Below are 14,209 nucleotides of genomic sequence, written 5' to 3'. Positions count from 1 at the left end.
CCCCGTGGACAGCAGGACCAAACGCCGCTTATCGGCGGCCGAGCTCGACGCGCTGGCCCGGCGGGCCCTCGGCGCGGGGGTCACGGCGTCCGCCGAGCTGACCGACGGGTTCGCCAACGCCGTGTGGCGGCTGTCGCTCGACGACGGCCGCGAGGTGGTGCTGAAGCTGGCGCCGCCGCCCGAGCTGGAGCAGCTCAGCTACGAGCGCGACCTGCTGCGCATGGAGGCCGCCGCCATCGGGCTGGCCGCCGCGGCGGGCGTGCCGGTGGCCGGGCTGCTGCACGCCGGGTTCGACGATCCGGTGCTGGGCGGCGACTACCTCATGCTGGCCGCGCTCGACGGGGTCTCCTGGAACGCCTGCAAGGACGCGCTGCCGCCGGGCTGCGGCGACGACCTGCGCCGCGAGCTGGGCCGCCACCTCGCCAGGCTCAACGGGGTGACCGGCGAGGTGTTCGGCTATCCGCACGCCGGCATCACCGGCGCGACCTGGCGGGAGGCGTTCCTCGCGATGGCGCGGGCGCTGGTGGGCGACACCGAGCGCTACCCGACGCCGCTGCCGCGTCCGGCCGGGGAGATCCTGGCGGCGTTCGAGGCCGCCGCGCCCGCGCTCGACGAGGTGACGACCCCCCGCCTGGTGCACTTCGACATCTGGGTGGGCAACGTCTTCCTGGACCTGCGGGGCACGCCGCGGATCCAGGCGCTCATCGACCACGAGCGGGCGTTCTGGGGCGATCCGCTCGCCGAGTTCGTCACGCCGACGATCTTCGGCGAGCTGCGCGAGGACGATCCGCTGCTGGCCGGCTACCGCGAGGTGACGCCGCTGGAGCTCACGCCCGCCGCGCTGACCAGGCTCGACCTCTACCGTGCCTACCTGTCGCTGATCCTGCTGGTGGAGAACGGACCCCGGCAGTACCCCGAGGAGGAGTACGCCGGGCTCCGCGACGCGGCCTACTCCTCACTCACCGAGGTGCTGGACCGCCTCGTACGCGCCTCCCTTGACACCGTGGGCTAGCTTCGCGCACTGCCCGGCGCCGGCGCCGGACAGCTCGTTCGGCACTCCGAGGTCGGCGGGGACGGCGGTGTTGCCCGAGCAGGCGAGCGCGCCCTTCACCGTGGTCCCGGACAGGATCGGCGCCGTGCTGCCGGTGAGCAGCGCGGCCCCTCGCAGGTCTGCCCCGACGATCACCAGCTCCTTCGCGCCGGAGACGGTCACCGCGCCCTGGACGCCGGTGCCGAGCAGGTGGACGGCGGCCGGGTTCGCGGCGGACAGCGCGCCGGTGATCCGGCCGCCGGTGGCGACCAGCGCGGCGCCCGCCCGTACCGTGACGGGTCCGGTGACCCGGGCCTCGTCGAGGCAGGTGACGCCGTCGGCGACGACGAGCGGGCCCCGGTGCTCGCCGGTGACCGTACGGGTGCAGGCGGGCGGCGGGGCGATCGTGGTGACGGTGAAACTCCCCGCCTTGCCGATGTTGCCGGCCGCGTCGATCGAGCGGTACTCGACGGTGTGCCGGCCGCGAGGCAGCTTGCCGTACACCAGGGAGTCGATGACGGTGCCCTGCTCGGAGAAGGTCCACGGCAGCTCGGAGGAGGTGGGCCAGCCGAAGTAGTTGAACCAGCCGTCGCCGTCCACCCGCGACTCCGAGACCACGTAGCCGTCGCGGTCGTCGTCGCCGGTCAGGCGCATGGTGAACGGGCCGTTGTAGACGTAGGTGTCGCCGGCGCGGGCCAGGGGGCGCGACAGCTCGTACGCGGTGGCCGGGAGCTCGGCGTCGACCTCCCAGGTCAGCGTCCGGCCGCCCGCCGTGGCGGTGAGCGTGTGCGCGCCGGCCGTCAGGCCGAGCGTGCCGAGGTCGATGGCGCTGCCGCCCTCGGCCTGCTCGACCTGCTCGCCGTCGAGCCGCCACACGATCCGCGGGACCTCGGCGGCCGGGTGGGTGGTCTCGACGTGCACGACGTCGGTGCGGCCGACCGGCCGGTCCGTGGGCGTCGAGGAGACGATCTCGACCGCGACCCCGTCGGGCGGGGTGGTGAGCGCGGTGTCCACCGTCCAGGTGCGGGTGCCGGTGAGCGCCGCCCTGATCGCCGGGTCGCGGACGAAGCCAGTCGGGTCGGCGACGGTGGCGGTGACCGTGTGCGTGCCCGGCGCGAGGCCGAGGGTACGCAGGTCGAGGGTGTCGCGGTCGCCGGGCAGCGCGCGGCCGTCCACGCTCCACGTCGTGGTCAGCGAGTGGCTGACCGGGCGCATGGGCTCCACCCAGAGGACGCGGTCCGCGCCGACGGGCGCGGCCGTGGGCGTCGCGTCCTGGATCACGGCGGTCTTGGCGGTGATGCGCTGCGTCATGACCTCGCGGCCGACCTGGTCGTAGTAGTAACCGAGGGTCTTCATCATCGAGTGCTCGCTCGGCCGCCACACGCCGCTGGTGTAGTAGAGGCCGCCCTCGTGACGGCCGATCAGGCCTCCGGACTCGCTCGGCTCGCCCAGCCAGCGCCACCACTTCCTGCGCTGCTCGCGCATCTGCTGCTCGGTGAGCAGGGTGTGGTGGGCGCTGCCCGGCTCGCCGCCGGTGTAGGCGCCGCCGGGGACGCCGCGCTGGTAGTAGTCGTACTCGTCCTGCAGGCCGCCCAGCGAGTGGCCCAGCTCGTGCGGGCTGATCAGGGCCGACATGCTGTTGCTGCCGGAGGCGGTGGCGTAGGAGCCGCCGGCGCCGCCGTACGTGCCGCTGTTGGCCAGGGCGAGGATCTGCCGGTTGCCGGACGTCGTGCCGGTCACCATGTCGGCGTAGCGGGTGGCGGCGGCGTTGTCCATGGTGATGAGGCGCTGCACGCTGCCCGGGTTGCAGCGGCCCCAGAAGCCCATGCTCAGCGGCGTGGTGCGGCGGGGGGCATCCAGGCCGGGGTCGCAGCTCACGCCGGACTCGCCGGAGACGATGTCGATGCGGTAGACGTTGACGTAGTTCCGGTAGGACTTGAACGGCTCGATCGACCACATGACGTTGAGGTGCCGGTCCACGTCGGCACGGAACTTCGCCTGCTCGGCCTCGGTGTAGCCGTCGCCCATGACGACGAGGTTGAACCGTTTGGCCGGCGGGCCGGTGACCTGCACGGGAACGACGGTGGCCGCGCCGGGGGCGGCGGCTGCGGCCACGGCGGGGGTCGCGGCGACGGGGACGTGCAGCAGGGCGGCGGCCGTGATCAGGGCCGCTAATTTACGCATGTCCTGCACTATCTCCCACAAGACCATCTTTTGCCCAGATCCTCCTTTTTCGGATTTCTCAGGTCGTGGGGAGGTCGGCGAGGAGGATGGGGTCGGTGGTCGGGCGTGGTGAGCCGCGCGCCGGCTCGATCGTGAGGGCCACCCGCTCGTCGCCGCGCAGCGGCTCCACCACGACGGGAGCGGTGACGCCGTCCTCGGCGCGGCCCAGCAGCCCGGCGGGGCGCGGGCCGTCCCGGCCCATCAGCCACAGCTCGTACCCCCGCGACTCCGGCAGCGCCGGCAGCCCGGACGAGGTGAACAACAGGCGGCCCGCCGACCGGGACACCACGAGGGTGGCGGTCCCGCCGGAGGCGACGGGGCGGCGCAGGGTGCGAGCATCGGGCGCGGCCAGCAGCGCGGCGACCTGCCGATTGAGGCCGCTGAGCCGCTGATTGGCCTCCGCCAGTTGCTGGTTGGACTCGGCGAGCCGGCGGTTCTCTGCGACCAGGCCACCGGAGTCGCGGCGCACGTCCACCGCCACCGCGCCGACCCCGACGGCGACTGCCGCACACACGGCGGCCAGCCCCGCCAGCACCCTGACCGGCCACCCCCGCCCCTGCTGCTGCCGCCCCCTCCCCCATCCCTGTCCCCACTTCCGCCGCCGCCCGTTGAGGGCAGGACGGCCCGGGGACCGGGCGGCGGGGGTGTCGCCGAGCGGTGGGGGTGCGACGCGCGGGGAGGAGCGGCGGTCGTGCGCGGCGGCGAGCAGGCGCGTGCGCAGCCCGGCCGGCGGTTCCACCGCCACGGCCCCGGCCAGCCGGGCGGCCGTCTCGCGCAGCCGCCGCACCTCCGTCCCGCACCCGGCGCACCGGCGCAGGTGCTCCTCGAACAGCACCCACTCCGCGTACGGCAGCGCGTCCACGGCGTAGGCGCCGGAGAGGGCGTGGAGGTCGTCGTCCATTGATCACTTCCGGGGCGAGAGGCGGCTCACGCATGTACTTCGGCCGCTCGGGCACGCCGGATGGCTCAGGCCCTTGCTTCTTTCCGCGGACGTGAGACAATCTCACCAGGTGATGAATTATGACATGTGTGATCGCGGGCGGCGGCCCGGCGGGCGCGATGCTCGCCCTGCTGCTGGCCAGAGCGGGCGTGGAGGTCACGCTCCTGGAGAAGCACGCCGACTTCCTGCGTGACTTCCGTGGGGACACCATCCACCCCTCGACCCTTCAGGTGCTCGACGAGCTGGGCCTGGCGGGCGAGCTGCTGAAGCTGCCCCACCAGGAGGTGCGCGAGGTCGGCCTGGTCACCGACGCCGGCGAGGTCCGGCTGGCGTCGCTGCGCCGGCTGCCCCGCCCGTACGACTACATCGCGTTCGTCCCCCAGTGGGACTTCCTCACGATCCTCACCTCGGCCGCCCGCCGCTACCCCGGGTTCCGGCTGCTGATGCGGGCGGAGGCGTACGACCTGATCCGCGAGGGCGGCGCGGTGCGCGGGCTGCGTTATCGCGACGAGTCCGGCGATCACGAGCTGCGGGCGGACCTGACCGTCGCGGCCGACGGCCGGCGCTCGGCGCTGCGCGAGCGGGCGGGCCTGGTGCCGCGCGAGCTGGGCGCGCCGATGGACGTGCTGTGGTTCCGGCTGCCCTGGCACGACGGCGACCCGGAGGACACGTTCCTGCGCGTCTCGAGCGGCCACATGATGGTGGGCATCAACCGGGTGAGCTACTGGCAGCTCGCCTACCTCATCCCGAAGGGCGGCCACGACCGGCTGGTCGGCCAGGGCATCGAGGCGCTACGCCGGCCTGTCGCGCGGCTGCTGCCGTTCCTCGCCGACCGGGTCACGGAGATCGAGGGCTACGACGACGTCAGCGTGCTCACCGTGGCGGTCAACCGGCTGCGCCGCTGGCACCGGCCCGGCTTCCTGTGCGTCGGCGACGCCGCGCATGCCATGTCGCCGGTGTTCGGGGTGGGCATCAACCTGGCCGTGCAGGACGCGGTGGCCGCCGCCAACGTGCTCGCCGCCCCGCTGCGGTCGGGCGGGCCGGTCCCCGAGTCGCTGCTGCGCCGGATCCAGCGGCGGCGCACGCCGCCCACCGTGATCACGCAGACGGCCCAGCGCGTGGCCCAGAACCTGCTCGTCCGCCGGGCCCTGCGCGGGAGCTTCGACCCGGGTGCGCTGCCACGCGATCTGACGCGGGTGCCGCTGCTCAACAGAATGCTTCCGCGCCTGGTCGGCATGGGTGTCCGGCCCGAACACGTGGCGACGGAGGAGGTCTGTGGGGAGGCTACGCATCGGTAATGGCCAAAACGTGGACAACGGGGTCGGTAGGTAGGGGCTCCTTGGCATACCCTCGTATCTCGTGAGCAGCAATCTACTGGATCTCGATTCCTGGCGAGCCCTCCCCGCGGCCCAGCAACCCGACTGGCCCGATCGCAGCGAGCTCGACAAGGTCGTCGCCGAACTCGGCGGCCTGCCCCCCTTGGTGTTCGCGGGTGAGTGCGACCAGCTGAAGGACCAGCTGGCCGCCGTGGCCCGCGGTGAGGCGTTCGTCCTGCAGGGCGGCGACTGCGCCGAGACCTTCTCCGGCGCGACCGCCGACAACGTCCGCAACAAGCTCAAGACGTTGCTGCAGATGGCGATCGTGCTGACCTACGCGGGCAAGGTGCCGGTCGTCAAGATCGGCCGGGTGGCCGGGCAGTTCGCCAAGCCGCGCTCCAAGCCCACCGAGGTGCGCGACGGCGTCGAGCTGCCCGCCTACCGGGGCGACATGGTCAACGGGTTCGAGTTCACCGCCGAGTCGCGCACGCCGGATCCGTGGCGGCTGCTCAAGGCCTACCACTCCTCGGCCGTGACGCTCAACCTGGCGCGCGCCTTCACCAAGGGCGGCTACGCCGACCTGCGGCAGGTGCACGCCTGGAACCAGGACTTCGTGTCCGGCTCGCCGGCCGGCCGCCGCTACGAGCAGCTGGCCAGGGAGATCGACCAGGCGCTCGCGTTCATGCGGGCCTGCGGCGCCGACCCCGAGGAGTTCCACACCGTCGAGTTCTACTCCTCGCACGAGGCGCTGATCCTCGACTACGACCGGGCGCTCACCCGCATCGACTCGCGGACCGGCCTGCCGTACGACGTGTCGGCGCACATGGTCTGGATCGGCGAGCGCACGCGCCAGCTCGACGGGGCGCACGTCGACTTCTTCGCCCGCATCCGCAACCCGATCGGCGTGAAGCTCGGCCCGACGACCACGCCGCAGGAGGCTCTCGACCTGGTCGAGCGGCTCAACCCGGCCAACGAGGCGGGGCGGCTCACGTTCATCACCCGCATGGGCGCCACCAAGATCCGCGAGCACCTGCCCGCGCTGGTCAAGGAGGTCACGGCGGCCGGTGCGCAGGTGGCGTGGATCTGCGACCCGATGCACGGCAACACCTTCGAGGCGCCCAGCGGGCACAAGACGCGCCGCCTGGACGACGTCCTCGACGAGGTGGCCGGCTTCTTCGAGGTGCACCGCTCGCTCGGCACGCATCCGGGCGGCATCCACATCGAGTTCACGGGCGACGACGTGACCGAGTGCGTGGGCGGCGGCCACGGCATCGTCGAGACCGACCTCGCCACCCGCTACGAGACGGCCTGCGACCCCCGTCTCAACCGCAGCCAGTCCCTTGACCTGGCCTTCCGCGTCGCCGAGCTCTACCGCGGCTGACGCGCGCTCACTCCCCCGGCGGCGGGCCGCTCCCGGTCCGCCGCCCGGCGGTGTCGTACGCGCTCCTCGATCAGAGTGATCTGCGTCTCAGTGGCCGATGAGGCCGAACGGAATTCACGTTATATGTGAGGTTCCGCCGCTATGATCACCCGAAAGAGGGCGAAAGCTTGGAGCCAATCGTGGACAGTGGTGCCCCGGAAGGGGTCGACCCCAACGTCCCCAACGTCGCGCGGATGTATGACTACTACCTCGACGGCAAGGACAATTTCGCGGCCGACCGGGCGGCGGCGGAGCAGATCCTGAAGAACTTCCCCCACACCAAGGAGGGGGCCCGCGCCAACCGCGAGTTCCTGCGGCGCGCGGTGCGCTACCTCGTGGACCAGGGTGTGCGGCAGATCGTGGACCTGGGCGCCGGCCTGCCGACCCAGGGCAACACCCACGAGATCGCCCCGGAGGCCCGCGTCGTCTACGTCGACTACGACTCCGTGGTGTGCGTGCACGGGCGGGCGCTGCTGGCCAGGAAGGAGAACGTCGACTTCCTCCAGGCCGACGTGCGCGAGGCCGACGTGCTGCTGGACAAGCTGGCCGGGCTGGTCGACTTCAAGCAGCCGGTGGCGTTCCTGGCGCTGGCGCTGCTGCACTTCATCCCGGACGAGACCGCGTACGACGTGGTGGCCAAGCTGCGCGAGGTGAGCATCCCCGGCAGCTACCTGGTGATCAGCCACGCCGTGGACCCCACGCCGGACACCACCCCGCAGGCGCTGGAGATCTACCGCAAGGCCACCGCCGCGCTCAACCTGCGCGACCGCGAGGGCGTCCTGCGCTTCTTCGAGGGCTACGAGCTGGCCGAGCCGGGGCTGACGTTCCCGGCGGGGTGGCGTCCCGACGATCCGCTGGCGCCGGGCAACAGCGTCGACTTCGGCTACGTGGGCGTCGGCCGCAAGGCGTGACACCGTACGAGAAAAGCCCCGCCTGCGGCGGGGCTTTTTCTTCGGCCGGTCAGTTCTGCTCGGCCTGCTTCAGCTCCTCGCTGAGCTCCTGCCTGATCGCGTCCATGTCGAGCGCCCTGACCTGACGGATGAGGTCGTCGAGCGCGGGGGCCGGGATGGCGCCGGCCTGCGCGAAGACCACGATCCCGTCGCGGATGGCCATGAGCGTCGGGATCGAGGTGATGTCGAAGCCCTGCGCGAGCGCCTGCTCCGCGTCGGTGTCGATCTTGCCGAAGGTGATGTCGGCGTGCTGCTCCGAAGCCTTCTCGAAGATCGGCCCGAACTGCCTGCACGGCGGGCACCAGGTCGCCCAGAAGTCCAGCAACACGATGCCCTTGTCGGCGATGTCGTTGAAGTTCTTCTCGGTTACTTCGATGGTCGCCACAAGTGGCTCCTCGCTGGTCGTCGTCATTGTCGTGAGGTAGAACCCATACCCCGTCCGTGGCATTCCAGCTCCGGCCGGGGCCGGCCGGGTGCGGGCGCGCCCAGGGAAGAGGGTTTTCGACTGCGTATATCCGCGTAAATGCGGATAGAACATTTAAACACCGATCCTTGACGGTCGGCGTACGCGGGTATGAGCAGTGCATGGACTGGGTCACCTGCGCGTATTCGGCTGCCTGCACCGGAGTCGCCACCCGGCCGTCCGGCCTCTGCCTCGCCCACCTGTCACCTGAGCAGCTCTCGGAAACGCTCGCCGGCGTGTCCCCCGGCCGCCTGCTCGACCTGCGCGGCACGACGCTCACCGGCGACCTGCTCGGCAGGGTGCTGGAGGCGACCGGCGGCCGGCTCGGGCGGGCGCGGATGGAGCGGGCCAGGTTCACCGGCGACGTACGCCTGTCGGGCGTCACCTTCGGCGGCGACGTCTCGCTCGACGACGCCCGTTTCGACCGGCTGGCCTCGTTCTTCGGCGCCCGTTTCGAGGGGAACGTGTCGCTGGCCGGCGCCCGTTTCGCGCGGGAGCTGTCCTTCCACGGCGTCGCGGTACGCGGCCACGTCTCGCTCGACCGGGCCGTGATGTCGCGCGACGCGCTGTTCAGCCAGGCCGACTTCGGACACGGGCTGTCGTGCGAGCGGGCCAGGTTCGACGGCTACGCCACCTTCGACGGCGCCCGTCTCGGCGCGGGGGCCGCCTTCCGCGGCGCGCGCTTCGGCCGCACCCTGTCCTTCCGCAAGGTCAGCGGCAACGCCGCGTTCGAGGCGGCGCACTTCGCGGCGGACGCCTACCTGTCGGCCACCGGGCGGCTGTCGCTGGCCCGCGCCCGCGCCGACGCGACCCTGGACGTCACCGTGGCCCGCTGCGGCGTGGACCTGCGCGGCGTGGAGGTGGCCGGCGCGACGGCGGTCAAGCTGACCGACTCCTCCGCGGACCTGGAGGGCGCGGTGCTGCGCGGCCCGGCCGTGGTGAGCGGCCGGGGCCGGTCGGGGGTGAGCTCGCTGCGCGAGGTCCAGGCGGCCGACCTGACGCTGCACGGGCTGGACCTGTCGGCCTGCCGGTTCGCCGGGCTCGCCCATCCGGCGGGGGTGCGGGTCAAGGACTGCGTCTTCGCGCTCACGCCGCGCGGGGTGCAGGTGAGCCTGCGCTGGCCCGTGCTGCGCTGGTTCTCCCGGCGCAGCGTCCTCGCCGACGAGCGCGGCGCGGCCGGCGAACCGGTGTCCGGCGAGCCGGGCGTCTCCCCCGAGACCCTGGCCGCGCTCTACGCCGGGCTGCGGCCCAGCGACCGCGCCACGGCCGCCGACTTCGCCTTCGCCGCCATGGAGATGCGCCGCCGGGCCGGCCGGCACTGGTGGCCGCCGGCGTCGTGGCTGCTGCTCGGCTACGGTCTGCGGGTCGGCAGGACCGCGGGCTGGTTAACCGCCCTGGCCACGGTCGCCGTGGTCGCCGTGCTGTGGGCGTCGGCCGGGCACGCCTCCGCCGTACACCCCTGACCGCCCGGCCCGTCCCGCCCCCATCTCAGAGCGCGTCTCAGGAGCGCGTCTCAGAGCGCGGCGACGACCTCGGCGATGCGCATCGAGCGCCAGCCGCCGCCCATGATCCGGCGCGACCGCTGCTGCAGCTCGTCATCGGGGTCGAAGCCCTCGTGGTCGAGGAACATCCGGGTGCCGCGCCCTTCGGGCTCCAGCCGCCAGGTGACGGTCCAGTCGGCGTTCTTGCCGTCGCTCCAGCTCAGCTTCAGCAGCCGCTCCGGCTCCAGCTCCAGCACCTCGCAGTGAACCACCCCGTCGAAGCCGACGGACTTCTTCGGTGCGGTGCGGAAGGTGAAGCGGTGCCCGACCTCCGGCCGGAAGTCGCCGGGCATGAGCCATTTGGCGATCAGGTCGGGCTCGGTCAGCGCGCGCCACACCTTCGCGGGCGGATGCGCGATGAACTGGTCGAGCCTGATCGCGGTGCGCTCCTCATCGGGAGCCGTCATCGTCGTCCTCCATCTCGTCGAGCAGGGTGCTCAGGGCGGCGAGCTTCTCGCGCCAGAAGCGTTCGTACGGGCCGAGCCAGTCACGGATCTCCATGAGCGGCGCGGGCTCCAGCCGGTAGAGCCGTTCCCTGCCCTTCCGCGTCTCGGCGACCAGCCCGGCGTCCCTGAGCACCTTCAGGTGCTCCGAGACGCTGGGCCGGCTCATGTCGAACCGTTCGGCCAGCCGCCCGGCGGGCTGGCCGCCCTCCTCCAGCAGCAGGCGCAGCAGCTCGCGCCGGGCGGGGCTGGCGAGGGCGGCGAACACGTGGTCGGCGCTCATGCCTGACTGACGACGAAGCCGTTCCCGAAGGGGTCGTGGAACAGCAGTTGCCGCCCCCAAGGCTGCTCGCTCGGGCCCTCGGCCTCGACGCCGTGCTCGCGCAGCCGCGCGGCCAGCTCGTCGAGGTCGGGCGCGGCCACGACGAGGCCGCCGATCGGGGCCATGTCGGGGAACCAGGAGGCGAGCAGGAGCGTGGTCTCGCCGCCCTTTGGGGCGACGGTGAGCCAGCGGCCCATGGGGAACGGGTTGTCGGTGCGCACCTCGAGGCCGAGGACGCCGGCGTAGAACTCCAGTGCCCGCTCCTGGTCGGCGACGGGCACGGTGACGGTCTGGATCGCGGAGATCAGCATGTCCGCCACTATATGTAGGATTTTTCCTACATGACAAGTCTCCCCGGCCCGGCATCTCAGGGAACTCCCGGAGTGACCGGCGGCGGGGGCTCTTCGTACAATCGGGATCATGGGCATCGACGAGTACGTGGCCGAGCTGAACCGCGCGCTCGCCGGCCCGCCCGGTCCCAGGCGGGACCTGATCGTCGAGGCGCGCGACAGCCTCACCGACGCCGCCGACGCGCTGGAGGCCGAGGGCCTCGACCGGGCGGAGGCGGAGCGGGTGGCGGTGGCCGGGTTCGGGCCGGTCGAGGAGATCGCCCCGGGCTACCAGGCGGAGCTGACCTGCGCCTCCGGGCGGCGGCTCGGCACGCTGCTGTTCGTCAGCGTGCCGATCACCGTGCTCATGTGGTCGGTGCTGTGGCGGCTCTACCCGGGGGCCGAGACCGCCTGGCTGAGCAAGCCCTCCTGGTATGCGCCGGTCTCGCGGCTGCTCGACGTCGCGCAGCTCGCCGTCGGCCTGTACGGCGGGCTGGTGCTGCTCGCGCTGGGCCGGGGCGCTCGGTGGATCCGCCGGCCCCGCCTGCTCACCAGGTCGCTGGCGGTGGCGGTGTGGGTCTCGCTGCCGGTCACGGGCGGGCTGGGCCTGCTGCTGACGTACGGCTCGGGCCAGCCCGCCACGCTCGCGGCGCTGCCCGCGCTGCTGGCCAACCTGGTGACCGCCGCGCTGTGGGGGCTGCAGATCTATGGGGCGTCCCGCTGCCTGCGCGTCACCCGCCCCGTCGTGGCGCCCTGCCCGTCGTGACGCCCCGCCCCTCCTGACGCCCTGCCCGTCCTGGCCCGCCGCCCGTCCTGGCCCGCTGCCCGTTGTGAACAGCCCGTCAGCCTGAGGCCGGGGACTCGGGACGCAGCACGCCGCCGATGACGCCGGCGAACTCGCGCCAGGCCGAGCGCTCCCCTTCGAGCTGCTTCCTGCCCGAGTCCGTCAGCCGGTAGGTGCGCCGCTTGCGCCCGCCCACGGTCGCCCATTCGCTGGACAGGTGGCCGATGCGCTCCAGCCGGCGCAGCGCGGGATAGACCGTGCCCGTCGGCACGGTCAGCGCGCCGCCGCTGCGTTCCTGCAGCGCCTCGATGATGGCGTAGCCGTGCAGCGGCTCGCGCTCCAGCACCGCGAGCAGCAGCGCGTCCAGGTGCCCGCGCAGCGCGTCCGGATTCATGTCTCAGATCTTAGGCAACCGATCGTCACGTAGCCAGCCTACATGTAGGCAGTCTACATGTAGACTGTCTACATGTAGGCAGACACAACTGCGATCGGACCGGAGCCGGAATGGACTTACTCGACCTTGCACGCACGCAGTTCGCCGTGACCGGCGGGCTGCACTTCCTGTTCGTCGTGCTCACGCTGGGGATGGCGCCGCTGGTGGCGCTCATGCACACCCGCTGGGCGATGACGGGCCGGCCGCACCACGAGGCGATGACCCGCTTCTGGGGGCAGATCTACGTCATCAACTACGCGCTCGGCATCGTCACCGGGCTGGTGATGGAGTTCCAGTTCGGCCTGGCGTGGAGCGGGCTGTCCCACTACGCCGGTGACGTCTTCGGCGCGCCGCTCGCCATGGAGACGCTGCTGGCCTTCTTCCTGGAGTCCACGTTCCTCGGGCTGTGGATCTTCGGCTGGGGCCGGCTGCCCCGGTGGCTGCACCTGGCGTGCATCTGGCTCGTGACGCTCACCGCGTACGCGAGCGCGTTCTTCATCATGCTGGCCAACTCGTTCCTGCAGAACCCGGCCGGGTCCGTCGCCCGCGACGGCCGGCTGGAGCTGGTCGACTTCGGCGCGCTGCTGACCAACAAGGCGCTGGTGTTCTCCTTCCCGCACGTCGTGGCGGCCGGGCTGTTCACCGGCGGCATGGTGCTGGTCGGGGCGAGCGCCTACATGCTGCGGCGGCGTACCGAGCAGGTCGAGTTCTTCACCCGCTCGATGCGCCTCGGCGTGGTGACGGCCGCGATCGGCGTCACGTTCACGATGGGCTTCGGCTACGCGCAGTTCGCCGGGGTGCAGGACGGCAAGTGGGACAACACCGGCGCGGCGCTCGCGCTGGCCCTCATGATGGAGGTCGGGCAGCTGCTCGGGCTGGTCGTGCTGCTCGTCATGCTGCCGCTGATCCGTTTCCTGCCGCGCTGGCGGTGGGCGCACCCGCTGCTCGTCGCGATGACGCCGCTGCCGTTCGTGCTGTCCATCGCCGGGTGGGTGGCGAGGGAGGTCGGGCGGCAGCCGTGGATGGTCTGGGGCAAGCTGACCGTGGCCGACGCCATGACGCCCGGACTCACGGCGGGCATGGTCACCGCCTCGCTGGCCGGGTTCGCGGGCGTGCTGGGGCTGCTCGCGGTCGTCGACTACGTGCTCATCGCGCGGGCGATCAGGCGCGGGCCGCGCGAGCCCGACCTGGGCGCCGGCGTGCCCGGCGAGACGCGCACCCCCGCGCTGAGCCTTTAGGGAGGACTGACATGGACGTGATCTGGTTCGCCTTCTTCGCGGTGCTGCTGGTCGGCTACTTCGCGCTGGAGGGCTTCGACCTCGGGGTCGGGGTGCTGCTGCCGGTGCTCGGGCGCACCCGCGACGGGCGCGACCGCATGGTGGCGGCGATGGCGCCGTACGTGCTGGCCAACGAGGTGTGGCTGGTGGCCGTGGCGGGGACGCTGTTCGGGGTCTATCCGGCGCTGGAGGGCGAGGTGCTGTTCGCGCTCTACCCGGTCGTGGTGGCGATGCTGCTGAGCTGGGTGCTGCGCGACGCCGGGCTGTGGTTCCGCCGCCGCGCGGACGGGCCCGGGTGGCGCGGCTTCTGGGACGCGATGATCGCCTTCGGGTCGCTGGGGCTGTCGTTCGGATGGGGCATGGCGCTGTACGCCGCCGCCACCGGGTTCACCGCCTCGCCGATGCACCCCATGGGGCTGATGCTGGGCATGGTGGTGACGCTGCTGTTCGCCTGGCACGGGTGGACGTTCCTGGCCTGGCGGACGCCGGGCGACTTCGGCGCGGTCCGGAGCGGGCGGGCGCTGGTGGTGTCGGGGGCCGTGGCGGCGCTGCCCGTGGCGGGGGTGCTGGCCGGGGCGATGCCTTACCTGGTCGAGCACACCGTGTCCGCGGCTAGTTTGAATGTGCTCAGTCTCATGGTCCTGCCGTTCGCACCCATCATGCTGGGCGCGCAACTATGGGTATGGCGCACTTTCCGTCCAGGGAAGGACGCCTTCCGGCTCCCGTCGTTCTTCTGAG

Annotated in this window: 15 protein-coding genes; 8 read left to right on the top strand and 7 right to left on the bottom strand. The window is 72.3% G+C overall.

Going from position 1 to position 14,209, the window contains the following annotated elements; translation table 11 throughout:
* Window positions 1-4: 4 nt before the first annotated feature.
* The gene (locus BMW85_RS22015; protein WP_091084347.1) at window positions 5-1,012 is read left to right on the top strand and encodes a phosphotransferase family protein; all 1,008 of its coding nucleotides are present in this window, start codon (window positions 5-7) and stop codon (window positions 1,010-1,012) included.
* Here the strand turns inward: BMW85_RS22015 and BMW85_RS22010 are convergent.
* Together BMW85_RS22010 and BMW85_RS22005 are read right to left on the bottom strand one after the other, a co-directional pair.
* Entirely contained in the window at window positions 956-3,214 is a 2,259-nt protein-coding gene (locus BMW85_RS22010; protein WP_091085296.1) for a M64 family metallopeptidase, read from the bottom strand. The two genes, BMW85_RS22015 and BMW85_RS22010, sit on opposite strands and share 57 nt — an antisense overlap.
* Before the next feature lie 58 nt (window positions 3,215-3,272).
* The gene (locus BMW85_RS22005; protein ID WP_091084344.1) at window positions 3,273-4,154 is read right to left on the bottom strand and encodes an anti-sigma factor; all 882 of its coding nucleotides are present in this window, start codon (window positions 4,152-4,154) and stop codon (window positions 3,273-3,275) included.
* Between the two features lie 119 nt (window positions 4,155-4,273).
* On the opposite strand from BMW85_RS22005, the gene BMW85_RS22000 reads away from it, so the two are divergent.
* The 3 genes from BMW85_RS22000 to BMW85_RS21990 all read left to right on the top strand — a co-directional run bounded on the left by BMW85_RS22000 (window position 4,274) and on the right by BMW85_RS21990 (window position 7,840).
* Entirely contained in the window at window positions 4,274-5,491 is a 1,218-nt protein-coding gene (locus BMW85_RS22000) for an FAD-dependent oxidoreductase (RefSeq protein WP_177240816.1), read from the top strand.
* Window positions 5,492-5,552: 61 nt separating this feature from the next.
* Window positions 5,553-6,890, top strand: a complete 1,338-nt coding sequence (locus tag BMW85_RS21995) for a class II 3-deoxy-7-phosphoheptulonate synthase (protein ID WP_020540076.1) — start codon at window positions 5,553-5,555, stop codon at window positions 6,888-6,890.
* Between the two features lie 179 nt (window positions 6,891-7,069).
* A complete protein-coding gene (locus tag BMW85_RS21990; protein WP_091084339.1) occupies window positions 7,070-7,840 on the top strand; it encodes an SAM-dependent methyltransferase in 771 nt (256 codons plus the stop codon).
* A 49-nt stretch (window positions 7,841-7,889) separates the two neighbouring features.
* Here the strand turns inward: BMW85_RS21990 and BMW85_RS21985 are convergent, their stop codons facing one another.
* Window positions 7,890-8,264: a thioredoxin family protein gene (locus BMW85_RS21985; RefSeq protein WP_091084337.1), complete on the bottom strand. Its 375-nt coding sequence runs from the start codon at window positions 8,262-8,264 to the stop codon at window positions 7,890-7,892.
* Window positions 8,265-8,464: 200 nt separating this feature from the next.
* Between BMW85_RS21985 and BMW85_RS21980 the strand changes: the two genes are divergently transcribed.
* A complete protein-coding gene (locus BMW85_RS21980; protein WP_091084334.1) occupies window positions 8,465-9,805 on the top strand; it encodes a pentapeptide repeat-containing protein in 1,341 nt (446 codons plus the stop codon).
* 50 nt (window positions 9,806-9,855) lie between these two features.
* Here the strand turns inward: BMW85_RS21980 and BMW85_RS21975 are convergent, their stop codons facing one another.
* From BMW85_RS21975 to BMW85_RS21965, 3 genes are read right to left on the bottom strand one after another with little or no spacing between them, the layout of a single operon-like run.
* Window positions 9,856-10,290: an SRPBCC family protein gene (locus BMW85_RS21975; protein ID WP_091084332.1), complete on the bottom strand. Its 435-nt coding sequence runs from the start codon at window positions 10,288-10,290 to the stop codon at window positions 9,856-9,858.
* Window positions 10,274-10,609: an ArsR/SmtB family transcription factor gene (locus BMW85_RS21970; protein WP_091084330.1), complete on the bottom strand. Its 336-nt coding sequence runs from the start codon at window positions 10,607-10,609 to the stop codon at window positions 10,274-10,276. The genes BMW85_RS21975 and BMW85_RS21970 overlap by 17 nt, the downstream gene beginning before the upstream one ends.
* Complete coding sequence (locus BMW85_RS21965) at window positions 10,606-10,959, bottom strand: VOC family protein (protein ID WP_091084328.1); 354 nt, start codon at window positions 10,957-10,959, stop codon at window positions 10,606-10,608. The genes BMW85_RS21970 and BMW85_RS21965 overlap by 4 nt, the downstream gene beginning before the upstream one ends.
* A 109-nt stretch (window positions 10,960-11,068) precedes the next feature.
* Here BMW85_RS21965 and BMW85_RS21960 point away from each other — a divergent pair, with 109 nt between their 5' ends.
* On the top strand, window positions 11,069-11,743 hold the full coding sequence (locus BMW85_RS21960; RefSeq protein ID WP_091084325.1) for a permease prefix domain 1-containing protein: 675 nt from the start codon (window positions 11,069-11,071) through the stop codon (window positions 11,741-11,743).
* A 76-nt stretch (window positions 11,744-11,819) separates the two neighbouring features.
* Here BMW85_RS21960 and BMW85_RS21955 read toward each other — a convergent pair whose 3' ends face one another.
* Window positions 11,820-12,155 carry a PadR family transcriptional regulator gene (locus BMW85_RS21955; RefSeq protein WP_091084323.1) on the bottom strand — a complete coding sequence of 112 codons (336 nt, stop codon included), beginning with the start codon at window positions 12,153-12,155 and terminating at the stop codon, window positions 11,820-11,822.
* Window positions 12,156-12,265: 110 nt separating this feature from the next.
* Between BMW85_RS21955 and BMW85_RS21950 the strand changes: the two genes are divergently transcribed.
* Window positions 12,266-13,432 carry a cytochrome ubiquinol oxidase subunit I gene (locus BMW85_RS21950; RefSeq protein ID WP_091084320.1) on the top strand — a complete coding sequence of 389 codons (1,167 nt, stop codon included), beginning with the start codon at window positions 12,266-12,268 and terminating at the stop codon, window positions 13,430-13,432.
* 11 nt (window positions 13,433-13,443) lie between these two features.
* On the top strand, window positions 13,444-14,208 hold the full coding sequence (locus tag BMW85_RS21945; protein WP_091084317.1) for a cytochrome d ubiquinol oxidase subunit II: 765 nt from the start codon (window positions 13,444-13,446) through the stop codon (window positions 14,206-14,208).
* Window position 14,209: the final 1 nt, after the last annotated feature.

Origin of the sequence: Nonomuraea wenchangensis (assembly GCF_900111685.1) — a bacterium.
Lineage (GTDB): Bacteria > Actinomycetota > Actinomycetes > Streptosporangiales > Streptosporangiaceae > Nonomuraea > Nonomuraea wenchangensis.
Note: the sequence above shows the minus strand (reverse complement) of the source record. Positions and strands in the feature narration are given on the sequence as shown.